The following is a 23,255-nucleotide window of genomic DNA, read 5'->3' as shown; positions in this document are numbered from 1 at the left end:
CATTAAAAAAGCACCGTGAAATTATCAAGGTGCTTTTCTAACTAACCACTAACTTAAAACTAATTGAAAAAGTTAACTCACTTAGACTTTTCGGCTGTTGAACTAAACAACAGCCGAGTCGTCATGTGTTTTGCTAATTGTTATTAAAAAGTAGAAAATTTATTTTCAAGACTCATCTCAACTTTTTAAAGGGTTTTCATAGCAACTTTTTCCTTTTTCATATAGTAGATGCAAAAAATGTAAAATGGTTGCGTCATAAAATTGAAAAAAATTAAATTTTATTATTCTGACGGCAGTTAATTAATTTTGTTCGTTAATGAAAACGTTACTTTGAATTTCCAATTCAGGGATTTCAAAAGTTAAACGCTCATCATTATGCATAAATGATTCACCAACAAAAGATAAGTGGTTACTTCCTCTCACACCTGTTGATGTCTGGTTACGCTTTATAGAAAGGTATGTTTTACCTTCACCCCAAAACTCAATACGGGTCTGTAAGTGAATCTCAGCCAATAAAGCCGCTCCTGACAATCCATTTAAATAAGATGTGTCTGGCAAACGTTGGTCCAATACCTCTCTCAATGCAGTTCTAGCTGGTCCATCCTGGCCCATTTTTGCTAAAGCCTCTGCTTTTAAGATGTGCATCTCAGCAATTCTCATGTATACATAATCAGCTACAACCGATCCACTTGGTCCACCGATAATTCTACTGGCATCGTAGAACTTATCCAATGGCATTAGGTTATAATAACCTGAACCCGGGAAGAACTGTGCTTTTCTAGCATCATTAGCAGGAATAGCATCATATAGGTTTTGATCTATAGCCTTGGCATCACCTGCCCAAGCATAACTATATGAGAACGCATCCATTTGTCCCCACCAAGAAATAAGTCTTAAACCAATATCACCATTAAGGTCTACACCCCAAATCCATCCTGGAGTAGCCACATTGTTAAAACCACCTGTAACCTCTGCTGCGGTCATTACCGTAGCACCAGTTCCAGAAATCACAGCATCACATAACGCAACAACTTCGCCCATACGAGAAACATCGCGTTGAGAAGCAATAGCATAAGCTAACATAGCCTGTGCAACTTCCTTGTTCACCTGGGTCTTAGTTGGTCTGTTATAATCATCCAATAATACGATGGCTCTGTTAAGATCACTCTCTATAAGTTCAAAAACCTCAGCAGCAGTAGATTTACCTACACCTACGTTAGTTACTGTTCTATAGATTGGAAGAATCTCTTGTGAAGGGTTGTAATCATTCTGCATATACTGGGTCAAATACCAGTAAGAATGAGCACGCATAGCTAAAGCCTGTCCTAGAGTTGCTCTGTTATCAGGATTTTCTGGATCCGCTTCATCACCACCTAAAGTTTCAATTACGGTATTGGCAGCACGTATCATTCTATAATAGTGTCTCCAAACTTGGTAATTATCTAAAAAGGTGAAATCTTCAGTACACTGCATCTCAGTAATACTAGCTCTATACCATCCATAAGTACTTACGGACAGGGCAACATCACTAGATAAGAAATCAGCAAACAGGTCATAGGCTTTATGACCGAAGTCATCATGCCCACCGGTACCACCTGTACCAACCGTATACATCGTAGAGTAAACACCCTCGATGAAACCTGTTACGATGTCAGGATTGTTACTCGCAGCTTCACCAAGCTGGTTGATGTTCTGAAAACCACTTTCAGGGTTTTCGTTCACAAAGTCATCAGAACACCCTAAGAATGTTAGAAGTAGTCCCGAGACCATCATTAATTTAATTACATTTTTTTTCATAATCGTTTTTTTTAGTTTTTAAACTTAGACAATAAACTATCTGTGATAATAAATTCACCTATTGGTGAACCCATATATTTTCAACTCTAATCTAATTGAATAGCTCTTCTTTTTCAAAAGGTGCTATAAAAGCTTTGAATACATGTTTTGTTATTGAAAACAAAACTTTTCATAGCAATTATTCCCTTTTTCATATAGTAGATGCAAAAAGTGTAAAATGGTTGCGTCATAAAATTGAAAAAAATAAAATAAGTGGTATTTTTGATAACAATTTAATTAAGACAATAGAAGAAATGAGTAGTGAAAAAGACGCAAAATTAAAAGCCCTAAAATTAACGTTAGACAAATTAGATAAGGCTTATGGCAAAGGAACAGTAATGAAAATGAGTGATCAAGCGATTGTTGATGTAGATGCGATTTCATCTGGATCTTTAGGCTTAGATATTGCATTAGGTGTAGGAGGATACCCAAGAGGTAGGGTGATAGAAATATACGGTCCGGAATCTTCTGGTAAGACCACATTGACATTACATGCTATTGCCGAAGCACAAAAAGCAGGAGGTATAGCCGCATTTATTGATGCAGAACATGCCTTTGATCGTTTTTATGCCGAGAAATTAGGTGTAGATTTAGAAAACCTGATTATTTCCCAACCAGATAATGGTGAACAGGCTTTAGAAATTGCGGATAATTTGGTGCGCTCTGGCGCTATTGATATCATTGTTATTGATTCTGTAGCAGCGTTGACACCTAAAAGTGAGATAGAAGGTGAAATGGGAGATTCTAAAATGGGGCTTCATGCGCGTTTAATGTCTCAGGCATTAAGAAAGCTTACGGCTTCCATAAGCAAAACCAATTGCACCATGGTTTTTATTAACCAATTACGTGAAAAAATAGGAGTAATGTTTGGTAATCCAGAAACTACAACTGGTGGTAATGCTCTAAAATTTTACGCTTCAGTTAGATTAGATATAAGACGTTCTACACAGATTAAAGACAGCAACAGCAATGTGATGGGTAATAAAACCAGAGTAAAGGTTGTTAAGAATAAAGTGGCTCCACCATTTAAGACTGCGGAGTTTGACATAATGTATGGTGAAGGCATTTCTAAAGTTGGTGAAGTCTTAGACTTAGCTGTAGATAGTGACATTGTAAAGAAAAGTGGCTCATGGTTTAGTTATGAGGATACCAAACTAGGTCAAGGACGAGATGCGGTTAAATCTTTAATTAAGGATAATCCTGATTTAATGGATGAATTAGAGGAAAAAGTTCGAGCCTTAATAAATGAAAATCAGTAAGTTAAACAAAAATCCTGTTAAAATCAGGATTTTTTTTGTTTTTAGACGCAACCCTTTTGCTTTTTCTGCATCTATAGAGTGAAATTGATTATGTTATCTAATGAAGAAGTTCGTAATATTAGTTGCTATTTTTATCACCACTATTACATCATGTAGTATTGAGAGTGATGATTCAGAGACTTTTTTTCTAGAAGTATTGCCTGTTGAAAGTATTGATGTTCCAGAACAATTTATTTTTGGAGAGGTTTATGAAATCTCAATGACTTACAATCAGCCTACTTCTTGTTACGATTTCAGTGACTTTATATACGAAATTAATGGGCAAGAAAGAACCATAGCAATAGTAAATACCGTTTTTGTTAGCGAGAGGGCGGCATGTGTTACTGGGCCCGAAGAAGTTACTGCAAGTTTTAACTTTGAGGTGACCAGCAATGAAACTTATTATTTTAAGTTTTTTCAAGGAGAAAACGAAGAGGGTGAAGAAATGTTTGAGGTGGTGGAAATCCCAGTGGTTGATGGCAGAAATGCAGTAAGTAGTAAGAAAGATAATTATTAATTAATTCCGACAACAATGTGAGTTTAGATAGACTCATTAAAAATTGTATAAAACAAGATGCTCAAGCTCAAAGCCAATTATACAAGCAGTATGCAAGTAAGTTATTTTCGCTTTGTCTTAAGTATTCTAAAAACTATGCGGAAGCAGAAGATAATCTGCACGATGCATTTATAACTGTATTTAGTAAAATAGATCAGTACAATAATAAAGGTTCTTTTGAAGGTTGGTTAAAACGGATTGCAATTAATACATCATTGCAAAGCTATAGAGACAATGTAGGTGTTTACGATATTGTAAATGAAGATAATATTGAAGACGTCACGGTAGATATAGATGATGATGAGTTGAATATTGATTTTTTATTAAAAATCATTCAAGAATTGCCCGACAGATATAGATTGGTATTCAATTTGTATGTATTAGATGGTTACTCTCATGTAGAGATTAGTGAATTGATCAATATCTCAACTGGAACCTCAAAATCAAATCTTGCAAGAGCACGATTGATTTTAAAAGAAAAAATAGAAAATTATAAGTCGAATGGAAATTCGCAATCATCATAACAATGAATGATAAAAAGAACATAGACAGACTTTTTCAAGAAAAGTTTAAGGATTTTGAAGTAGCACCTAACGATGCTGTTTGGAATCGCATAAGTGAAAGTCTGCCTAATAAGAAGAGAAAACGCAGAGTTGTAGCGCTTTGGTGGCAAATAGGTGGCGTAGCCGCTGCAATTGCTTTGCTTCTTACTATTGGTATATCTGTATTTAATTCAGACATAGACAATTCAGTAGACCCTACTGTTGTTGATACAGAAGATTTAAACAACAACTCTAATCAAAACAATAACAACTCAACGTCTAATGACAAGCAAAATGAGCTTAAGGATGATGAAGCATATGAAAAGCTTGAGTTTGTAGGTTCTGAGAAAGACGACGAATCAATTAATGGTTTAAAGGAAGATAACGGTTCCGATAAGAAAAGTGCTTCTAAAAATCTTACTTCCAACCCTAAGTCGCAGTTAAATTCTGTTGCGGTTTATTCAGACAATAAAGATAAAGGCGAAAACCCACCTTCACAAGAACGTGAAAAATTAACTACAATAATTGATGCGGATAATACAAAGGTAGCTTCTGTTGATACGAAGAGTTCAGAAAACAGTAATAAAACAGAACTTGCTAACGATAAGGACATAAAGTCGGCAATTAAGAAAACAATAGAAGATAACAACACAGCAGTTACGGATAATTCAACATCAAAGGGTTCTGAAAAATCCAATTCAGAAAACACGGACGCTACATCTGCTACTGAAGATATAGAAAAGAAAGACATTCTTAAAGAAGACCCAAAAAAGGAATCTATTTTAGATGCTATTGCAGCAAATAATACAGAGGATAAAGATACTGATGAAAAAGAGAAAGAAGATGAACAAAACAGGTGGAGCATTACGCCTAATGTTGCGCCTGTTTATTACAGTTCTTTAGGTGAAGGGTCTCCTATCGATGGACAGTTTAATGACAACTCCAAAAGTAGCGATATCAATATGAGCTACGGAATTACTACTGCCTATGCTGTAAACGAAAGGTTAAAAGTGCGTACTGGTGTAAATGTTGTTAATCTTAGTCAGTCAACTTCAGATGTTTTCGCTATTACAAACCCTAATCCTGCAGTGTCTGCCTCTTTTGTAACTTCAGGTTCAGGTGCAAATGTGACTCAAAAATATGCAAATGTCACTTTAAATAACCAAGCACAAAGTGTATCATTAATGAGTGCCAAAGCAATGGTATCTTCTTTAGACCTAAGCACAAAGGTGGGTAGCATTGATCAGCGTTTTGGTTTTATTGAAGTGCCTTTAGAATTGGAATATCGTGTGTTAGATAAAAAATTTGGAGTTAATGTAATTGGCGGATTTAGTACGTTCTTTTTAAATGAAAATGAAATCTACGCAGATTTAGACGGAGTTAACACCTTAATTGGTGAAGCTAACAATATTAATAGTACAAGTTTTAGTGCCAACTTTGGTTTGGGATTAGATTATAGCTTGTCTAAACAGTGGAATATTAATCTTGAACCTCAGTTCAAGTATCAAATAAATACATTCAATAATACGTCTGGTAATTATAGACCATTCTTTATTGGAGTATATACAGGATTAAGTTTTAAGTTTTAGGTAAATTTAAATTAGGTTAGGTTATTGCAAACAAACTAAAGCAATGGTGAATGCAATGATGACAAAAAAAGCTACTCTTGGTTAGAGTGGCTTTTCCTTTTTTAGGAATTAACTCTTTATGTTACCCTTTTCTAACTCGTTTAAAATTACAGTTCTGGCAGTTTCGTTTAAGGTTTTAGTCTCTTTAATTGTTAAGCCTTTTGTTTGTATAAAACTGTGAATTTTAACTAGCATTCTACCTGGACCACCGCTAAAAAACGTATAAGAGAATCTTTTTTTGTTGTCGTAAAAGGTAATCGGTACAACTGGTATTTGATGGTTAATGGCTAAGCGAAAAGCCCCATCTTTAAAAGTGTCTAATACAACGTCTTCTTCCGGCACTCCTCCTTCAGGGAAAATACAAATGCTTAAGCCTTGTTTTAACCGTCTTTGAGCTCTTAAAAAAACGGCTTGTCTGCTCTTCGCACTACTTCTGTCAACCAAAATACAGGTACGCTTGTAAAAGAAGCCAAACAAAGGGATTTTTGCCAATTCCTTTTTGCCAACAAACACAAAAGGTTTTTTTACAGACACCAGCATTAACATAATATCCGCCATAGAAGTATGGTTGGCAACAAACATATAACTCTTCTTCGGGTCTGGATTTTCTTCTTTTTTAACCCTATAGGCAAAACCCATCCCAACTAAAATAAACTTGGCCCAAAAACGGGCTAGTTTAAAGAAAAACGGATACCATTTTTCTCTAGAAATGGAAATCAATAGAATAGGAAACAATACAATAATAGGTATGGCTACCAAAATGTAGAACCAAATGCGATATAAAACCCAAAACGGATACTTAAATATTGCCATGGCACCAAAACTAAGTATTTAATTCAAATAGCTTCTTATAGTTCTTTCAAAAATTTATCTTTGCTTTCAGTTTTAGAACTAAGTTTAATTTAATTAAATACCTGCCTACGCAGGTAATGTTATGGCAAGAATACTAACAGGTATACAAAGTACAGGAACACCGCACTTAGGTAATATACTAGGTGCTATTTTACCTGCAATAGAAAAAGCAAAAGATAAGGCAAACGATTCTTATTTATTTATTGCAGATTTACATTCTTTAACTCAAATTAAGGATGCTGAAACGCTTAGTAACAATACGTACTCTACTGCAGCTACTTGGTTGGCGTTTGGTCTAGATATAGATAAAACCGTGTTTTACAGACAAAGTGATGTGCCACAGGTGACTGAATTAGCTTGGTATCTAAATTGCTTCTTCCCTTTTAAGCGATTAGAATTAGCACATAGTTTTAAAGATAAAGCCGACAGATTAGACGATGTCAATGGAGGTCTGTTCACCTATCCTATGCTTATGGCTGCGGATATTCTGTTGTATGATTCTGAAATCATTCCTGTTGGGAAAGATCAGGAACAACATATAGAAATGACGCGTGATGTGGCATCACGCTTTCATGCCAAAATGGGAGGCGAAACTTTTGTCTTACCAAAAGCTGATATACAAAAAGAGACCATGTTGATTCCTGGCACTGATGGTGCTAAAATGAGCAAGAGTAAAAACAACATCATTAATATCTTTTTGCCAGAGAAGAAATTACGCAAGCAGATTATGTCTATAGAGACGGATAGCACACCGCTTGAAGAGCCAAAAGATTGGAAAACCTGCAACTGTTTTGCTATTTATAACCTATTGGCATCAAATGAGCAGATTGCAGAAATGAAGGCCAATTACGAAGGTGGCAACTATGGTTATGGACATGCTAAACAAACTCTATACGAATTGATTTTAGAGCGTTTTGCTGAACCTAGAAAACGCTATGATTATTATATGGAAAACCTCAGCGAAGTTGATGCGGCTTTAGCCAAAGGCGCTGCAAAAGCTAAGGTTGTGGCTGATGATGTTTTAAAGCGTGTTAGGGAAAAGGTTGGGTATTAATCAACAACAACTATTAAAATGAAAAAAGAATTGCTGACCCCTCTGTTAGTCATTGCTGCAATGATTTTACTTATTATTTCTAGAGTAGGTGATGCGAAAAAAATAGATTGGATAGCTTATGCTGCTGTAGCAATTATTGCGGTATGTGTAATATTGATAGTGAATTTGGTTAATAAATCTAAATAAGCTCAAACAACTTCCCAGGCAAAGGTCTAATCACACCTTTCAGTTCCATATTAAGAAGTAAGCCAGCTAATTTGTAGGTTGGAATTCCGCATTGATGCGCTATAACATCAAGCAATTCTTTGTCATTGTCTTTTAAATAGTTATAGATAATTTTTTCATCGGGTTCTAACTCTACAAACAGTTGTTTTTGAACTGCTGGTTTGGTCTCCGTTTCCAATTGCCAATTCAATAAATAGGGGACATCCATTGGGTCAGACAATAAATGTGCTTTTTGAAATTTTATGAGGTTATTGCAACCCACGCTTTGGCTATCTGTTGTTCGTCCTGGTACTGCAAAAACTTCACGATCATAAGAATTGGCGATGTCTGCGGTAACCAAGCTTCCACCCTTTTCTGCAGATTCTATGACGATGGTGGCTTCGCTCAGGCCTGCGATGATTCTATTTCGCTTTAAAAAATTGTTCCTATCAAATACATCTGTACTCCAAAAATCGGTGTAAAAACCACCGTGTTTTTCAACATCTGCCACATATTTCTTATGCACCTTAGGATAAATTTGATTTAAGCCATGCGCCAAACAGCCAATAGTTTGTAAGTTGTGATTAATAGCTGCCTTTTGAGCTGTAATATCTGTGCCATAGGCAAAACCTGAGACGATAATTGGATTATAAGGTGATAGCGATTCTACTAATTTGTTACAAAAGGCAATTCCGTTTGTAGTGATTTTTCGCGCTCCAACAATACTTATAATAGGTTGCTGTTTTAAGTTGATATTACCAGATTGAAATAATAATATAGGGCCGTCAATACAATGTTTTAAGCGTTCAGGATAAGTGTCTTCTGTAAAATAATGTACTGTTATGTTATTGTCTCTTATGAATTTGAGTTCATTTTCGGCTTCTTCAAGATGAAATTTATCAAATAGACCTTCTATAGTGATAGTACCAATACCGTCAATTTTTAAAAGTTTAGATTTCTTTTCTTTTAAAACCGCTTCAGCTGAGCCGCAATGATTAATTAGTTTTTTAGCTGTTGTGGAACCTATTTTAGGCACATGTTGCAATGCTAGAGTATAAATAAGTTGTTCTTCTGTCATTTTTAAACGGCTGATTTAAAACCTACAAGAAACTAAATTTTTCTGATGTTAATAACTATATGTGTGCAAACTTTTATCAATTTCAAAAATTTTTAACTTTACTCCATAAACTAGTTTTAGCAAAACTGAAGCTTATACTAAAGAGATAATTTTAGTTCAATCATTATCTCGGTTTTACTTACAATAGTTAGAGTAATATGCAATTAGAGACTTACATTAGCGACCTTTTATACCGATACGACTGTGTAACCGTTCCAAATTTTGGTGCTTTTTTAACCAATCGTATTTCTGCCAAAATGCATGAGTCAACTCATACATTTTATCCTCCAAAAAAAGCGTTATCGTTTAATGAGCAATTGCAGAGCAACGATGGCTTGTTAGCTAACTACATTGCTGAGGTTGAAAAGATTCCTTACAATACCGCTAACAAAAAAATCACTAAGCATGTTAAAACCATAAAGTCGTATTTAATTGAAGGTGAAACCATTCAATTTGAAAATATTGGCGAACTGGTTTTAAATGCAGAAGGCAAAATTGTATTTAACCCTTCTAACCATATTAATTACCTAACGGATTCCTTTGGTTTATCTCACTTTACCTCTAACGATATTAAGCGTGAAGTTTATAAAGAAGAGGTTGAAGCCATTGAGGAAACAGCACCAATTGCATTTACACCAGAAAAGCGCTCTAACAACAACTGGTTAAAGTATGCTGCTGCAGCTGTTATTGTGTTGGGCTTAGGAGGTTTTGGAGCTGCAAAGTATTACAACAATACCATTGAAAACCATAACCAACTAGCACAAGAGGAGGCCAATGCACAATTGGATGCCAAAGTACAGGAAGCTACTTTTGTTATCAGCAACCCATTACCTGCTGCAACGTTGTCGTTAGAAAAACAAACTGGAAATTACCATATTGTTGCCGGTGCTTTTAGAATTGAAGCTAATTCCGATAAAAAAGTGAAGCAGCTAAGAGACAAAGGCTATAAAGCCAGAAAAATTGGCAAAAATCGCTATGGCTTGCACGAAGTGGTTTATTCTAGCTTTGAAACTAGGTCTGAGGCTCAAAGTGCACTCTACAAAATCCGACGTGAGCACAACCGTGATGCTTGGTTGTTGATTAAGAAGTTAGATTAGTTCTTAGTTATCCCTTTATTAATTCAATTCACTTTATCTTTGCACAAATTTTAATGATTTATGCAACCTAGAACCGCATTTCAGTCTAAAACGGTGGTTACCGATTTAGTATTACCAAGTGAAACCAACCCTATCAACAATCTCTTTGGTGGTGAGTTATTGGCACGTATGGATAGAGCAGCAAGTATAGCAGCGAGACGTCACTCACGTCGTATTGTTGTTACGGCTTCTGTTAACCATGTAGCTTTTAATAGATCTATTCCTCTTGGAAGCGTTGTGACTATAGAGGCAAAAGTTTCTCGTGCCTTTAAGTCTTCAATGGAAGTTTATATGGATGTTTGGATTGAAGACCGCGAGTCTGGCGAATGTATTAAAGCCAATGAGGCTATTTATACCTTTGTTGCTGTAGACGAGACAGGTCGTCCTGTAAAAGTCCCAGAGCTTATCCCAGAAACCGAATTAGAAAAGGAACGCTATGACGCGGCTCTGCGTAGAAAACAATTGAGCTTGGTGTTAGCAGGAAAGATGAAACCTTCTAATGCTACTGAACTAAAGGCGCTTTTTGAGTAATAGATTCTAAAACGTGTTCAGAATAACAAATCACATGATGTAGCACAGAAGGTGAAAGCTCTCATGCTAAATTTGTTTCAGTATCTCGTTTACCCTTATATCTTACAATCTGTAGAATTAAACCTTTTCTAAATATCCGTGTCTTATCATTAAACCAAATTTATTAATGATATGAAATATTTAGTTTACACCTTAGTTTTTGTATTTGCATTAAGTTTAAATTCTTGTGCAAGTAGAGTGGTTGTAAAACAACCTGCTTCTGTTACTGTAGTAAAAAAATTACCTGGAAATTATAAAGTCGTTAGGGTAAAAGGAAAACGTTACTATTTCTTTAATGGAAAACACTACCAAAAGACACGAAAAGGTTATGTAGTGGTGAGAGTTTAATACTTAGACAACCAATATTGAGGATTAAGCTTTTGATTGTTCTTATAAATTCTAAAGCCCAATAAAGTTTCTCCATTGGTTTTGTTGGTAAACGCTTGTCCAATGGCCTGACCAGTTTTTACCTTGTCTCCTTTTTTTACATAAATTTTAGAAAGGTTTGTATATACAGTTAGGTAATTTCCATGTCGTATTAAAATGGCTGGATTCCCTCTCTTTATAACTAAAATTTGAGAGACTTCACCATTAAAAACTGCTTTAACTTCAGCGCTTGTAGTCGTTGCAATCTTAATTCCAGGATTGTTAACCTCAACAGAACTGTCCGTTAAGGAACGGCCTTTTCCGAATTTAGCTTTTATTACTCCTCTCTCAACAGGCCAACCCAGTTTGCCTTTGTTGGCCTCAAAATTAGCAGCTAGTTTTTTAGCCTCTGGAGTGAGCACAAATTTTCCTGTAGATGATTTATTACCCGCTTCTTTATTGGATGCCGCAATGGCTTCTCTAATCAGTCGGTTAATTTCCCTATCCAATCGGTCTGCTTCTTGTTTCTTCTTTTTAATCTGAGCGGCAAATTTGCTCATATCGGCTTTTATGGAAGCCATCAATACCTCACGCTCTTTAAGCTCTCTTTCCAGCTGACGTTTAGCAGCTCTATTTTCTTCAATTAATTTTTGTTTATCCGCCTTTTGTTTGGAAAGTTTAATATTTAAATCTTGTAACTCTTTGGTTTTGGTTTTTATCGCTTCACCTTGTTCTTTTTGATAATCTCTATATTGTCTAATGTATTGTAATCGCTTATAAGCCTGTTTAAAATCATCGGATGACAATAAAAACATCACCTTACTTTGCTCTGATTTACTTTTGTATGATTTTACAACCATGGCAGCATAATCATCTTTTAATTCTTGTAACTGTGTTCTAAGGCTTGTAATCTCTTTTTGGTTTGTATTGATTTCGCGAGTTAATAAATTGGCTTGTTCGTTAGTGATTCTAATCAAATTTTGCCTAACACTCACTTTATAGTTAAGGTCTTCAATATGGGTGATTTCAGATTTTTGTTCCTTCTTTTTAGTGAATAATAAAGCATTTATTTGCTTCATCTCTTTAAGAACTTGCTGGCGTTGAGCTTCTAACTTTTCTTGTTTTTTACTTTGCGCAATAAGCGATGGTGAGGATAGTAGAAACCCTAAAATTATAATGATTTGTAAACACTTTGCATTCATTACTTAATAACTATTTCTTTATAACCTGCTGGAATTTTAAATGGAAAACGGACCTCTTCATTGAGGGTTAAGGACTTAAACTCCATGGTGATTGCAACCTCATCAGTGTCTTCAACCGCAATAATTTTGATATCTTTTGGTAAAACCTGCTTCCCAACTTCTTGATAAGACATATAATCTACTTGAAGAATACGTTTTTTTAACTGTTGAAACAACTGTAAACTATCCATCTTAAAATGCGATGGGTTAATTAAATAAAACAGCTCTAATAGTGCGTTTTGGTCTTTAGGTTGCAAGGCATAAGAATTGTCATTAACCGAAACTGTATGAGCTTCATCTTTTAAGTTAAATATGGCCTGACCCAATAATATATTTTGAACTTTATCAAAATCTAAGTCAACACCTACAAAATCACTTAATAATTTGTAATCACCATCAAAATACTCATTATCTAGTTTATTATAGAATCTTACTTTCTCTGGAGTGATCATCATTCTAGCCAACCCGAGTTTTGCACTCAGCCAAATAACCTTATCTTTTTCAATTCTCAAATTGAAGGTTGAACCTTGTTCCTCTTGGTTTTGGATAATATCTATCTTTACCTTGCCTTGAAGCGTTTTAAAGTCTGCATCATTTTTCTGATGCTGTTTAATAACTTGCTTGGCAGAAAGCTTGTCGCTTGCTTTACCAGATTCTATAACACTTTTGGCTGACTTGCAGTTTAGTAAGAAAGCCATCAAAATAAATGATAAAATTACTCTAGAGAACTTAAAGGTGGGATTTAAAATCATTTACTGTTGGGCTTTTATGGCTTGTGCCTTTTTAGCAAACGTTTCAGATTTACTAATATTATTAAGAGCTTTATAGGCTAAACTTAATTCTGAATAAAAATCAGCTTCCATGTTAGGATTGTCGATTAGGAAATCCAAGCCCATTTCTAGATTATCTATAGCCTTTTTGTGACTGCCTTGCTTATTGTTTGCAACTCCATTAACCAAGTACAATATTGGCTGTGCAGGATACAATTCTAAGGCTTCTTCGCTGTCCTGTACTACCCCTGTATAATCTTGAATATCTAATTGAAGTAACAATACATCCTTAATGAGTTTAAAGTCATTAGGGTCTTGTTTTAAGGCTTCTTTGAAATTTGCCAATGCCTTTACTTTATCACCTGATTTTAGATAGTATTGCCCAAGGTCACTATAGGTTTGGGCATCTTTATTATCGTCCACCAAAACAGTAATATCAACTAAATCACCCTCATATTCTGGATTTTTAGACACAAAATTCACAAAATCCTTAAGTACTTTGGCTTTAGCACCTGCATTTATTTCTGGACTTGTCAGTGCTATTTTTACGGATTTTATAGCATCTTCCAACTTACCATCTTGTAGATAAAATTTGTATAGCGCCAAATGTACAAATTTTGAATCTGGTTTTATTCTTAGAAGATTCTCGGCTGCTTGATAGGCTTTCTGTTTATCTCCTGTTTGACTGTATCTATAAATGAGCTTTAGGTGATTGTCTTCGTTGTTGGGATTGTTTGCGATTCGCTGTTCAAGGTTTTCAATTCTGTCATCAACATTGCCGGTAATACTATAGATATCATTTCGCATAGCATCTCTGGCTTCACTTACTCCCAACTCTTCATCGAGCTCGTCCAAAAGCTCCAAGGCTTGCTTGTATCGCTTTTCCCTGACATACAAAGCAGCTAAATCCTCTTTGTAATCTGGATGGTATTTAACCAATTGCTTTATAGTTTTGATGGCGTTGTCTATGTCCTCTTGTTGGAAATATACATCGTATAGCTCATCTAAAAACCATTCGTTATCGGGTTGCATACTAATCGCCTTTTTGAGGTTGTCTTCAGCAGCACCAAAGTTTTTGAGCTTATTGTAGTTCTTTCCCAGTTCAAAATAAATAACCGGTTTTTTACTGTTGAGATTTAAACACTTGTGAAGGGCTTCAACGGCTCTATCATAATTTTCGATTCCTTTTTGCTTAAGAGCTTCGAAAAAATACTCCTGAAACTCATCTTCAACATTGCCTAAGTCATCATCTGGACGTTTGTTAAAATCCACTTGGGCCATAGCAAGGCTTGGCACTAAAACTAGTACCACAAGAATTCTTGTTATTTTATTATTAAATTTCATTTGAGATTCTTCACTTCGCTTTGACTTCGACGAGCTCAGCCTGACAGCTCTGAATGACATTATCTTTTCAAAAGTCGTTCCAAACTAAAACTTACTTCGACTGCGCTCAGTATGACATTCTTGTTTTATTCTAATACAGAATAATCACCAATGCTTATTTTAGTAAACTTACCATTGTACTTTACGTGGTTACCAATCATAGCTTCCTCTAAATTAGCGTTTTTAATAGAGGTTTGATTCTGGATTAAGCTATTTTTAACGCTTGAGTCTTCAATAACACAGTCCTTGCCAATAGAAACGTAAGGTCCTATGGTTGTATTGCGTAAAATGGTGCCTTTGCCAACACAGCAAGGTTCAATAATTTTTGAGTTCTCTAAAACGACAGAATCATCGACTAATTGTTCTTCGGCATCAGCTTTTAAGAAGTCTAACATTTTTGCATTAGTCTGTAATGTAACGGTTTTGTTACCGCAGTCCATCCATTCATCAACAGTACCTGTTTTGAATATTCTGCCATCAGCCATCATGCGCTTTATCCCATCGTTGATTTGGTATTCGCCTCCATTCATAACGTTTTCATCCAGAACTTCTTGAAGCTTTTCTTTTAAAACCGCAACATTTTTAAAGTAGTAAATACCTATTACCGCTTGGTCGCTGACGAAGGTTTCTGGTTTTTCAACCAGCTCCACAATATTTTCGTTTTCATTTAATTTTACAACACCATAAGCTTCAGGGTTTTCAACTCTTTTTGTCCATATCACACTGTCTGCAGTTGGATCTAAATCAAACTCTGCTCTAATCAGCGTATCCGCATAGGCAATTACGGCTGGACCAGAAAGTGAAGGCTTGGCACTCATTATGGCGTGTCCTGTTCCTAATGGTTGGTCTTGTCTGTATATGGATGCTTTAGCTCCTAGGTCCTGAGCTAGTTCTGTTAAACTCTCAACCACATCTTCACCAAAAAATGCTGGATCACCCAAAACGAAAGCAATTTCTTCAATAGGTTGTTTCAACACTTTGGCAATATCCTTTACTAAACGATGCACAATGGGTTGGCCTGCAACAGGTATTAATGGTTTTGGAACTGTTAAACTATGTGGTCTAAGGCGAGAACCTCTGCCTGCCATTGGTACTATTATTTTCATCGAAAAACTTATTTTTCGTTTCCGCAAAAGCGGAAATCTCTTTTATGTTAAACTTTATCTTTGTTTATGTTTAAGGTGATTTTTTTTAATACCCCTAAAGTCCCCTCAAGGGGACAATTCTGAAATCGTCAATCGTAATTCTACAATTACGAGGTGCCAGTACTTCCAAAACCGCCTTCACCTCTGTCAGTTTCTGAAAGTGTTTCTACTTCTTGCCAGTCTGCGCGTTCGTGTTTTGCTATTACTAATTGTGCGATGCGTTCACCATTATTAATGGTAAAATCTTCATTTGAAAGGTTGACTAAAATGACTCCTATTTCACCTCTGTAATCTGCATCAATGGTTCCTGGTGCGTTTAAAACTGTAATCCCTTTTTTTGCTGCTAAACCACTACGTGGTCTTACTTGTGCTTCTGTACCAATTGGTAATTCTATAAATAAACCTGTGCCTACTATTGTGCGTTCTAAAGGTTTTAGAGTTCTAGATTCAGTTAAACTTGCCCTTAAATCCATACCTGCGGAAGCTATGGTTTCGTAATGTGGTAAATCGTGCCTGGATTTATTTATAATTTTAATTTTCATGTTTTTCTATTTCTTGTTCTAACAGTTTGACGATTAATACCATTTCATTTCTTAATTCTGGGCCAGCTATTAATACATCTTTTAGCCAGCCGTCTAAAAAAACGAGTTGACTTTCATAACTTTCAGATTCAATAAGTTTAATATATTTCTTTTTAATTCGTTCTCGTTCCTCTGTCGATATTTTAGCTTTTTTTGCTAAAAAAGCATAATTATCAAAGGTCTTTTCAAATAATTCTATTTTATGTAGGTTTTCGGAAATGAATGTTCTTACATTATCTTCATCTTCACGAAAATCAATTTGTACATCTTTAAACCCAGAAACTTTCTCTTTTAGTAATTCGTTAGAAATTAACTCTATTCTACCAGAATTAATCATTGAATTGTATATCCCTTGATAAGGGTCAAATGTTGGCGAGTCATGAACTTCAGAAAATAGTGACCATAAACTATCAATTGTAAACAAATTGGCATCAATTGACATAATGGTATTTATACTTTCTTTTTTGATGAGATGCTGTTTAAATTTCTTATCAAACTTAACTATGTTCTTGCTAAACTCCTTATGAAGACTTTTCATCATTTTAAGCTCTTCTTTTTTAAGCTCACGATTGTTATTCCAGGTGTTTACCTGTAGGGCTAACAAAATACCAATCATCACTAAAATGATTTCGCCAATTGCGTATTTGAGATATTTTGAGGTTTTGCCTGTTTCCATTAAGTTATATCTGATTCTTCTAAAAAACTTAAGCATAGTTTCTATTTAGTAGATTCCTGCCTACGCAGGAATGACAATAGTTGTTTCTTTTCCAACATAATAACCAATGCCAAAAATACAATTAACATTGTAATTCCTATAACATAATTCTCTCGATATTGATAGAAAGATAATGCCGATAAACCAATCGAAATGCCTAGGTAAAGACCAATTTTTTTAAGATTATAAGGTATGGGATAATACTTTCTTCCGAAATAGAAGGACAATAGCATCATTGTTCCATAAGCTACCAATGTAGCAACGGCAGATGCCTTGTAACTATAGGTTTCTATAAACATAAGATTGATAGCAAGTGTTACTAAAGCTCCAATAACGGAAATATAAGCACCGAACTTTGTTCTGTCCGTTATTTTATACCAAACGGATAGATTGTGATAAATACCCAAACAAAAATTGGCCAATAGAATTATTGGAACAATCCACATAGCTTCCCAATAAGCTTCACTTCTAATGATGATTGGTTTGAAAATATCCGCAAATACAACAACGGCCAATAGAATAATAGATCCAAATGCCACAAAGAACTCTAAAATATTGGCATAGTTTTTTTGTGGGTTCTTAGTTTTTGCGTGACTGAAGAAATAGGGCTCTATACCTAAGCGATAAGCTGTTGCAAAAAGTGTCATGAATAGTGCCAATTTGTAACACGCTGAATACATTCCTATTTCACTTTCAGCAATATCTGGCGGTAATAATTCCTTTAACAAAATTCTATCGAAAGTCTCGTTTATTGAAAATGCAACACCTGCAACTAAAACTGGCATGGCGTAGCGCATCATTTGTTTCCATAAGTGTTTGTCGAATCTATAGTTGATTTTTGCATAAAATGATAACATTACCAACAATGTAAAGGCACTTGCTACGAGGTTTGCAATAAATATGTAACTGATTTCGAAGTTGGGTTTGTAGATGCTTTCAAATAATCCACCTCCTTGGGCTAAGTCTTTTAAAACCAGTAAGAAGAATAGATTCAACCCAATGTTAATAACAACATTCAATATTTTAATAATTGCATAGCGAGTTGGTTTTTCGTTCGCCCTAAGCCACGCAAAGGGAATAATAACCAATGCATCGAGTAATAATATCCATATCACTAGATTGATGTACTTTACGTCAATATCAATAACATTTGAAATTTGATTTTGAAATATTAAGGCTAACACGAAGAACACAAAAGACGATACAATTAAGGATAGCGACGACGTACTAACCACCTTGTCTTTATTTTCTTCTTTATTGAAAAAGCGGAAAAATGCAGTTTCCATACCGTAAGCCAAAACCACATTGAACAGTACGAAGTATGAAAAAATAACAGAAACCTTTCCGTATTCGGCTGGATTGGCCAACACAGCTTCACTTGTGTAAAGTGGCACCAACAAGAAGCTCAACATCCTCGGTAATACCGTTGCCAAGCCATAAATAAAAGTTTGTTTAAAAAGGGATTTAAAACCGCTCAATTGATTGTGTTCTGTGCTGTGTAAAAGTATTAAATAAATAGCTCTTCTAATAAGCTGAAATAAAAAAGCCTTACACATAGCATGCAAGACTTTTTAATCACTAACTAAAAATTATTTATATGAAACTAATTATCATTCTCTTCGTCTATAGTTGCTAAGCCTTCTGAGCTTTCTCGTACATAGATTGATGGTGGACCATTCTCATAGTAAGTCCCTGCAAATTCATTAAGTTGTTGAATTTTATAATATTTTGTTTCTCCGTTTTGAATGTAGCTAATCACACATTCGTAAGCTTTTAAATCAAAAGGGTAGCCCTCAGGCTTATCTTCAACTCTAAAGGTGTAGCTGCGTGACTTGTTTTTAAGCACCGCTGAATATTTCCCTTGGGTCTTTACCAATTTACCTTGAAGATTTCTAAAATAGACACTGTCCACTATAACACCTGCAGGTTTGTCGACCACTGGAATAAAAATGTTTACACCTGTACCACCAACTTTAATGCCTGCATACCATTCTTGAAAGTAAACATCTTCAATATTAAAAGGTATTTCGTTTTCAAAGGTAGTTGCCGCTTTTGGACTAGCGCATTGGAAGGTAAGACACATCGCAATAGCGAAAATTAGGGCATAAATTCCTGCTTTAAGCTTTTTCATTTTATAAGTAGGTTTAGATTTGGGAGGACAATATAGGAATTTTATTTATTTTATCGATGATTTCGGTATTTTATCGATGAAATGCATTGGTTTTTTAAATTTGCTCAAAGAAAAAGTCCAACTCAATGAGTTGGACTTTGTTTTATTTTTGAAAATATGTTTTGACTTAAGCCTAATTGTTAAGAGCCTCTGCAGCTCTTTTACATTTAGCTTGCGCTTAATTGTTAAGTGCCTCTGCACCACCAACAATTTCTAATATTTCGTTAGTAATAGCCGCTTGTCTTGCTTTGTTGTACGTTAACTTCAATTGATCTCTTAACTCAGTGGCATTGTCCGTTGCTTTGTGCATTGCCGTCATACGTGCACCATGCTCAGAAGCAAATGAATCTCTGATCGCCTTATACAACTGGGTCTTTAAAGACTTAGGTATTAAGGTCTCTACAATTTCTTGCTTAGAAGGCTCAAAAATGTAATCTAAGTTTGCGTGAGCATCCTCCCCTTCAATTGGTACGATTGGTAAAAACTGCTCGGACATTATAATCTGTGTTGCAGCATTTTTAAAGCTGTTATATACCAATTCAACTTTATCATAATCACCTTCAACAAACTTCTCCATGATTATTTCGGCGATTTCCGCAACATTTTCAAATGTTAGGTCATCGTAAAGATCACTTTTATTAGCAATTACTTTATTGGTCTTTTTAAAAGCATCATTAGCTTTTTTACCAATTGCTAAATACGATACTTCTTGATTTGCATACGTCTCAGTTGCAATTCTGTTAACTTCTTTTATAATATTAGAGTTAAAAGCTCCTGCAAGACCTCTGTTAGAAGTGATAGCAACAATCAAAACATTTTTAACCTCTCTCTGAACAGAATACTTACTACCAGAGTCAGCATCTAAAGTAGCGCTTAAACTTTGTAATAATTCTGTTAACTTATTAGAGTAAGGACGCATCGCAGTAATAGCATCTTGTGCCTTCTTTAACTTTGCGGCAGATACCATTTTCATGGCACTGGTAATCTGCATCGTTGAAGATACTGATGATATTCTGTTACGTATTTCTTTTAAGTTTGCCATTCTTTAATTTATAAAGACTCTTCGACTGCGCTCAGAGTGACATTAGATTAATTATTAAGCTCTGTATTTTCCTGTAAGGTCTTTAGCTACATTAGTTAATGTATCAATAACCTCATCAGTTAATTTACCTGCTTTAAGCGTATCAAGCGTATCTCTATGCTTAGCATTTAAAAATTCGATATAATCTCTTTCGAATTCTTTTACTTTTTCAACAGGAACATCTCTTAACAAGTTCTTAGAACCTGCGTAGATAATTGCAATCTGATCTTCTACTGTATAAGGATCGTTTTGAGCTTGCTTTAAGATCTCAACGTTGCGCTTACCTTTTTCAATTACGTTTAATGTAGATGCATCTAAATCTGAACCAAACTTAGCAAACGCTTCTAATTCACGGAACTGAGCTTGATCTAGTTTTAAAGTACCAGATACCTTCTTCATCGATTTAATCTGAGCATTACCACCAACACGAGATACAGAAATACCTACGTTAATTGCTGGACGTACACCAGAGTTAAATAAATCACCATCCAAGAATATCTGACCATCTGTAATCGAAATTACGTTAGTCGGGATATATGCTGATACGTCTCCTGCTTGCGTTTCAATGATAGGTAAAGCAGTTAAAGAACCACCACCTTTTACCATTGGCTTAAGAGAATCTGGTAAATCGTTCATTTCCTTGGCAATAGTATCATCGTTGATGATTTTTGCAGAACGCTCTAACAATCTTGAGTGAAGATAGAAAACGTCACCAGGATACGCCTCACGTCCTGGAGGACGACGTAATAATAACGACACCTCACGGTAAGCAACTGCTTGCTTAGATAAATCATCATAAATGATTAATGCCGGACGACCCGTATCTCTAAAGTACTCTCCAATAGAAGCTCCAGTCATTGGTGCATATACTTGCATCGCTGCTGGATCTGATGCGTTAGCCGCTACAATTGTAGTATAAGCTAAAGCTCCTCTTTCTTCTAATGTTTTAGCAATGTTTGCTACAGTTGACGCTTTTTGTCCAACCGCTACATATATACAGTATACAGGCTCACCTGCATCGTAAAATTCTTTTTGATTTAAAATGGTATCAATACAAACCGTTGTCTTACCTGTCTGACGGTCACCAATAACCAACTCACGCTGACCTCTACCTACAGGAATCATAGCATCAATAGCCTTAATACCCGTTTGTAATGGCTCAGTTACAGGTTCTCTATAGATAACACCTGGTGCTTTACGCTCTACAGGCATTTCATAAGTTTCACCAGTAATTGGTCCTTTACCATCGATTGGGTTACCTAAAGTATCAACAACACGACCTACGATACCTTCACCTACTTTTACAGAGGCAATACGCTCAGTACGTTTTACTGTCGATCCTTCTTTTACACCAGTAGAAGCACCTAATAATACGATACCTACGTTATCTTCTTCAAGGTTAAGTACAATTCCTTCTGCACCACCTTCGAATTCTACTAATTCACCATATTGTGCGTTAGCCAATCCATAAGCACGTACAATACCATCACCTACAGTTAATACTGTTCCTACTTCGTCTAATGAAGCGCTTGCTTCAAAACCTGAAAGTTGTTGTTTTAAGATTGCTGATATCTCAGCTGGTTTTACTTCTGCCATCTCTATTTAATTTTGAATTCAAAATTCTGAATTCTGAATTATTTCAATTTAATGTAAATTCTCTTTTTAGTTTTTCGAGTTTGTTTGCGATACTAGCATTGTACTGTGTATCTCCAACTCGTAAAATGAAACCACCTAAAATGCTTTCATCTATAATATTTTCTATTTCTGCGTCTTTACCAGTTAATTCCTTAACCTTAGCTAAAACCTTAGTCTTTAAATCTGCTGTTAAAGGCACTGCTGTAGTAACCTTAGCAATTTGACTTCCTCTTAATTGATCGAATAACTGAACGTAACTTGAAGCTACTTCGTTTAAGAGTGCTAATCGTTTGTTTGAAATTAAAGTATCTATCAGGTTTTCTGTATTAGCACTTACTTTTGAAAATACAGAAGACAATACAGACTTTTTGTCTGAAGATCTTACAACAGGACTCTGAAGCACTTGTCTAAGCTCATCACTTTGAGAAATAGTTTCTGAAATAAGTTTCATATCACTATTCACTGCTTCTGCTGCCTTTTGATCTTGTGCTAAACTTAAAACCGCTTTAGCATATCTTACTGCTGCTCTTGATCCTGCCATTTATCCTTAGTTTAATTTTGCTTCACCTAACATGCCTTCAACCAATTTCAATTGCTTGTCTTTGTTAGATAATTCTTCGCGCACTACTTTTTCAGCGATTTCTATTGATAAACCAGCAACATGACTCTTTAGCTCAGCCATTGCAGCTTTCTTTTCGCTTTCTATAGCCGCTTGCGCCTTCTCAATGATCTTACTTGCTTTTTCTTGTGCTTCTGTTTCAGCTTTAGCAATAGTCTGCTCTCTTATTTCACGAGCATCCTTAAGCATAGCCTCACGTTCTACACGCGCTTCTTGTAAAATACGCTCGTTATCTGCTTGAAGGTTTTCCATTTCCTTGCGTGCATTCTCAGCAGAAGCTAAGGCATTTTTTATACCTTCTTCTCTTTCACTAACGGCACCAAGAATAGGTCTCCAAGCAAACTTTCTTAATAAAAACAATAATATTAGGAAGGTAATTACCGTCCAAAATACTAATCCAAATCCAGGTTTAATTAAATCCATGTTTTATAAATGCTTTTTAATCTAAATTTTATTCTCCGTAACCAAAGCCACATGGAGAATGATAAAAATTACAGAAGCAACCAACCGTTACTTCTGTAATTAGTTTTAATCATAATTATACGATTAACGCTGCTACAACGCCAAATAGCGCTACCGCTTCTACGAAGGCTGCTAAAATTAATGCAGAAGATTGAATCTTACCGTGCATTTCTGGTTGACGTGCCATAGCTTCCATAGCAGATCCACCAATTTTACCAATACCTACACCAGCTCCGATAGCTGCTAAACCAGCTCCAATAGCTGCAATTCCAGTAATAGTCATAATATAAAATT

General features: G+C 35.4%; 25 protein-coding genes. 9 read left to right on the top strand and 16 right to left on the bottom strand.

Translation table 11 applies throughout. The annotated features are described in order from the left end of the window. Positions 1-300: 300 nt before the first annotated feature. Complete coding sequence (locus SIB89_RS09845; protein ID WP_412559650.1) at positions 301-1,797, bottom strand: RagB/SusD family nutrient uptake outer membrane protein; 1,497 nt, start codon at positions 1,795-1,797, stop codon at positions 301-303. A 293-nt stretch (positions 1,798-2,090) separates the two neighbouring features. Here SIB89_RS09845 and recA point away from each other — a divergent pair, with 293 nt between their 5' ends. The 4 genes from recA to SIB89_RS09825 all read left to right on the top strand — a co-directional run bounded on the left by recA (position 2,091) and on the right by SIB89_RS09825 (position 5,821). Next, a complete protein-coding gene (recA, locus tag SIB89_RS09840) occupies positions 2,091-3,095 on the top strand; it encodes a recombinase RecA (protein ID WP_155089284.1) in 1,005 nt (334 codons plus the stop codon). Positions 3,096-3,195: 100 nt separating this feature from the next. Next, positions 3,196-3,651, top strand: a complete 456-nt coding sequence (locus tag SIB89_RS09835; protein WP_155089264.1) for a hypothetical protein — start codon at positions 3,196-3,198, stop codon at positions 3,649-3,651. Between the two features lie 17 nt (positions 3,652-3,668). Continuing rightward, positions 3,669-4,214 carry an RNA polymerase sigma factor gene (locus SIB89_RS09830; protein WP_412559649.1) on the top strand — a complete coding sequence of 182 codons (546 nt, stop codon included), beginning with the start codon at positions 3,669-3,671 and terminating at the stop codon, positions 4,212-4,214. Between the two features lie 2 nt (positions 4,215-4,216). Next, the gene (locus SIB89_RS09825; protein ID WP_412559648.1) at positions 4,217-5,821 is read left to right on the top strand and encodes a hypothetical protein; all 1,605 of its coding nucleotides are present in this window, start codon (positions 4,217-4,219) and stop codon (positions 5,819-5,821) included. A 108-nt stretch (positions 5,822-5,929) separates the two neighbouring features. Here SIB89_RS09825 and SIB89_RS09820 read toward each other — a convergent pair whose 3' ends face one another. Further along, complete coding sequence (locus SIB89_RS09820; protein ID WP_412559647.1) at positions 5,930-6,673, bottom strand: lysophospholipid acyltransferase family protein; 744 nt, start codon at positions 6,671-6,673, stop codon at positions 5,930-5,932. A 121-nt stretch (positions 6,674-6,794) separates the two neighbouring features. Here SIB89_RS09820 and trpS point away from each other — a divergent pair, with 121 nt between their 5' ends. After that, positions 6,795-7,766 carry a tryptophan--tRNA ligase gene (gene trpS, locus SIB89_RS09815; protein WP_412559646.1) on the top strand — a complete coding sequence of 324 codons (972 nt, stop codon included), beginning with the start codon at positions 6,795-6,797 and terminating at the stop codon, positions 7,764-7,766. Positions 7,767-7,784: 18 nt separating this feature from the next. Continuing rightward, on the top strand, positions 7,785-7,952 hold the full coding sequence (locus SIB89_RS09810; RefSeq protein ID WP_412559645.1) for a hypothetical protein: 168 nt from the start codon (positions 7,785-7,787) through the stop codon (positions 7,950-7,952). Here SIB89_RS09810 and dprA read toward each other — a convergent pair. Next, positions 7,945-9,048, bottom strand: a complete 1,104-nt coding sequence (dprA, locus tag SIB89_RS09805; RefSeq protein WP_412559644.1) for a DNA-processing protein DprA — start codon at positions 9,046-9,048, stop codon at positions 7,945-7,947. The two genes, SIB89_RS09810 and dprA, sit on opposite strands and share 8 nt — an antisense overlap. Positions 9,049-9,245: 197 nt before the next feature. On the opposite strand from dprA, the gene SIB89_RS09800 reads away from it, so the two are divergent. The 3 genes from SIB89_RS09800 to SIB89_RS09790 all read left to right on the top strand — a co-directional run bounded on the left by SIB89_RS09800 (position 9,246) and on the right by SIB89_RS09790 (position 11,141). After that, entirely contained in the window at positions 9,246-10,184 is a 939-nt protein-coding gene (locus SIB89_RS09800) for an SPOR domain-containing protein (protein WP_412559643.1), read from the top strand. A gap of 60 nt (positions 10,185-10,244) precedes the next feature. Next, positions 10,245-10,754, top strand: coding sequence for an acyl-CoA thioesterase (locus SIB89_RS09795; protein ID WP_273289684.1), 510 nt, complete (start codon positions 10,245-10,247; stop codon positions 10,752-10,754). 171 nt (positions 10,755-10,925) lie between these two features. Next, positions 10,926-11,141 carry a DUF6515 family protein gene (locus tag SIB89_RS09790; RefSeq protein ID WP_412559642.1) on the top strand — a complete coding sequence of 72 codons (216 nt, stop codon included), beginning with the start codon at positions 10,926-10,928 and terminating at the stop codon, positions 11,139-11,141. Here SIB89_RS09790 and SIB89_RS09785 read toward each other — a convergent pair. The 13 genes from SIB89_RS09785 to atpE form a co-directional block, all read right to left on the bottom strand. Then, positions 11,138-12,361: a murein hydrolase activator EnvC family protein gene (locus tag SIB89_RS09785; protein ID WP_412559641.1), complete on the bottom strand. Its 1,224-nt coding sequence runs from the start codon at positions 12,359-12,361 to the stop codon at positions 11,138-11,140. The two genes, SIB89_RS09790 and SIB89_RS09785, sit on opposite strands and share 4 nt — an antisense overlap. After that, entirely contained in the window at positions 12,361-13,098 is a 738-nt protein-coding gene (locus SIB89_RS09780) for a DUF4292 domain-containing protein (RefSeq protein ID WP_273289681.1), read from the bottom strand. Before SIB89_RS09780 ends, SIB89_RS09785 begins: the two co-directional genes overlap by 1 nt. Before the next feature lie 54 nt (positions 13,099-13,152). Beyond that, entirely contained in the window at positions 13,153-14,514 is a 1,362-nt protein-coding gene (locus SIB89_RS09775; RefSeq protein WP_412559640.1) for a tetratricopeptide repeat protein, read from the bottom strand. Between the two features lie 125 nt (positions 14,515-14,639). Beyond that, the gene (locus tag SIB89_RS09770; RefSeq protein ID WP_412559639.1) at positions 14,640-15,659 is read right to left on the bottom strand and encodes a sugar phosphate nucleotidyltransferase; all 1,020 of its coding nucleotides are present in this window, start codon (positions 15,657-15,659) and stop codon (positions 14,640-14,642) included. A 146-nt stretch (positions 15,660-15,805) separates the two neighbouring features. Further along, complete coding sequence (dut, locus tag SIB89_RS09765) at positions 15,806-16,240, bottom strand: dUTP diphosphatase (protein WP_412559638.1); 435 nt, start codon at positions 16,238-16,240, stop codon at positions 15,806-15,808. Continuing rightward, positions 16,230-16,991 (bottom strand): DUF6090 family protein, encoded by a 762-nt coding sequence (locus SIB89_RS09760; RefSeq protein ID WP_412559637.1) that lies wholly within the window; start codon positions 16,989-16,991, stop codon positions 16,230-16,232. Before SIB89_RS09760 ends, dut begins: the two co-directional genes overlap by 11 nt. Positions 16,992-16,996: 5 nt before the next feature. After that, complete coding sequence (locus SIB89_RS09755; protein ID WP_412561900.1) at positions 16,997-18,472, bottom strand: oligosaccharide flippase family protein; 1,476 nt, start codon at positions 18,470-18,472, stop codon at positions 16,997-16,999. Positions 18,473-18,597: 125 nt separating this feature from the next. Further along, positions 18,598-19,125 (bottom strand): hypothetical protein, encoded by a 528-nt coding sequence (locus SIB89_RS09750; RefSeq protein ID WP_412559636.1) that lies wholly within the window; start codon positions 19,123-19,125, stop codon positions 18,598-18,600. Between the two features lie 217 nt (positions 19,126-19,342). Continuing rightward, positions 19,343-20,206: an ATP synthase F1 subunit gamma gene (gene atpG / locus SIB89_RS09745; RefSeq protein ID WP_412559635.1), complete on the bottom strand. Its 864-nt coding sequence runs from the start codon at positions 20,204-20,206 to the stop codon at positions 19,343-19,345. Positions 20,207-20,260: 54 nt separating this feature from the next. After that, entirely contained in the window at positions 20,261-21,841 is a 1,581-nt protein-coding gene (gene atpA / locus SIB89_RS09740; RefSeq protein ID WP_155089248.1) for a F0F1 ATP synthase subunit alpha, read from the bottom strand. Positions 21,842-21,884: 43 nt separating this feature from the next. Beyond that, the gene (gene atpH, locus SIB89_RS09735; RefSeq protein ID WP_412559634.1) at positions 21,885-22,421 is read right to left on the bottom strand and encodes an ATP synthase F1 subunit delta; all 537 of its coding nucleotides are present in this window, start codon (positions 22,419-22,421) and stop codon (positions 21,885-21,887) included. A gap of 6 nt (positions 22,422-22,427) precedes the next feature. Next, positions 22,428-22,922 (bottom strand): F0F1 ATP synthase subunit B, encoded by a 495-nt coding sequence (locus tag SIB89_RS09730; RefSeq protein ID WP_273289673.1) that lies wholly within the window; start codon positions 22,920-22,922, stop codon positions 22,428-22,430. A gap of 115 nt (positions 22,923-23,037) precedes the next feature. After that, entirely contained in the window at positions 23,038-23,244 is a 207-nt protein-coding gene (gene atpE, locus SIB89_RS09725) for an ATP synthase F0 subunit C (RefSeq protein ID WP_103050608.1), read from the bottom strand. Positions 23,245-23,255 lie beyond the last annotated feature (11 nt).

This window comes from Winogradskyella sp. MIT101101 (genome assembly GCF_047126865.1).
GTDB lineage: Bacteria > Bacteroidota > Bacteroidia > Flavobacteriales > Flavobacteriaceae > Winogradskyella > Winogradskyella ouciana.
This window is presented reverse-complemented; position numbering and strand designations above follow the sequence as displayed.

Coding starts and splice junctions, on each gene's coding strand:
- SIB89_RS09845 (WP_412559650.1), bottom strand. CDS start 1,797: ATGAAAAAAAATGTAATTAAATTAATGATGGTCTCGGGACTACTTCTA.
- recA (WP_155089284.1), top strand. CDS start 2,091: ATGAGTAGTGAAAAAGACGCAAAATTAAAAGCCCTAAAATTAACGTTA.
- SIB89_RS09835 (WP_155089264.1), top strand. CDS start 3,196: ATGAAGAAGTTCGTAATATTAGTTGCTATTTTTATCACCACTATTACA.
- SIB89_RS09825 (WP_412559648.1), top strand. CDS start 4,217: ATGAATGATAAAAAGAACATAGACAGACTTTTTCAAGAAAAGTTTAAG.
- SIB89_RS09820 (WP_412559647.1), bottom strand. CDS start 6,673: ATGGCAATATTTAAGTATCCGTTTTGGGTTTTATATCGCATTTGGTTC.
- trpS (WP_412559646.1), top strand. CDS start 6,795: ATGGCAAGAATACTAACAGGTATACAAAGTACAGGAACACCGCACTTA.
- SIB89_RS09810 (WP_412559645.1), top strand. CDS start 7,785: ATGAAAAAAGAATTGCTGACCCCTCTGTTAGTCATTGCTGCAATGATT.
- dprA (WP_412559644.1), bottom strand. CDS start 9,048: ATGACAGAAGAACAACTTATTTATACTCTAGCATTGCAACATGTGCCT.
- SIB89_RS09800 (WP_412559643.1), top strand. CDS start 9,246: ATGCAATTAGAGACTTACATTAGCGACCTTTTATACCGATACGACTGT.
- SIB89_RS09795 (WP_273289684.1), top strand. CDS start 10,245: ATGCAACCTAGAACCGCATTTCAGTCTAAAACGGTGGTTACCGATTTA.
- SIB89_RS09790 (WP_412559642.1), top strand. CDS start 10,926: ATGAAATATTTAGTTTACACCTTAGTTTTTGTATTTGCATTAAGTTTA.
- SIB89_RS09785 (WP_412559641.1), bottom strand. CDS start 12,361: ATGAATGCAAAGTGTTTACAAATCATTATAATTTTAGGGTTTCTACTA.
- SIB89_RS09780 (WP_273289681.1), bottom strand. CDS start 13,098: ATGGCTTTCTTACTAAACTGCAAGTCAGCCAAAAGTGTTATAGAATCT.
- SIB89_RS09775 (WP_412559640.1), bottom strand. CDS start 14,514: ATGAAATTTAATAATAAAATAACAAGAATTCTTGTGGTACTAGTTTTA.
- SIB89_RS09770 (WP_412559639.1), bottom strand. CDS start 15,659: ATGAAAATAATAGTACCAATGGCAGGCAGAGGTTCTCGCCTTAGACCA.
- dut (WP_412559638.1), bottom strand. CDS start 16,240: ATGAAAATTAAAATTATAAATAAATCCAGGCACGATTTACCACATTAC.
- SIB89_RS09760 (WP_412559637.1), bottom strand. CDS start 16,991: ATGCTTAAGTTTTTTAGAAGAATCAGATATAACTTAATGGAAACAGGC.
- SIB89_RS09750 (WP_412559636.1), bottom strand. CDS start 19,125: ATGAAAAAGCTTAAAGCAGGAATTTATGCCCTAATTTTCGCTATTGCG.
- atpG (WP_412559635.1), bottom strand. CDS start 20,206: ATGGCAAACTTAAAAGAAATACGTAACAGAATATCATCAGTATCTTCA.
- atpA (WP_155089248.1), bottom strand. CDS start 21,841: ATGGCAGAAGTAAAACCAGCTGAGATATCAGCAATCTTAAAACAACAA.
- atpH (WP_412559634.1), bottom strand. CDS start 22,421: ATGGCAGGATCAAGAGCAGCAGTAAGATATGCTAAAGCGGTTTTAAGT.
- SIB89_RS09730 (WP_273289673.1), bottom strand. CDS start 22,922: ATGGATTTAATTAAACCTGGATTTGGATTAGTATTTTGGACGGTAATT.
- atpE (WP_103050608.1), bottom strand. CDS start 23,244: ATGACTATTACTGGAATTGCAGCTATTGGAGCTGGTTTAGCAGCTATC.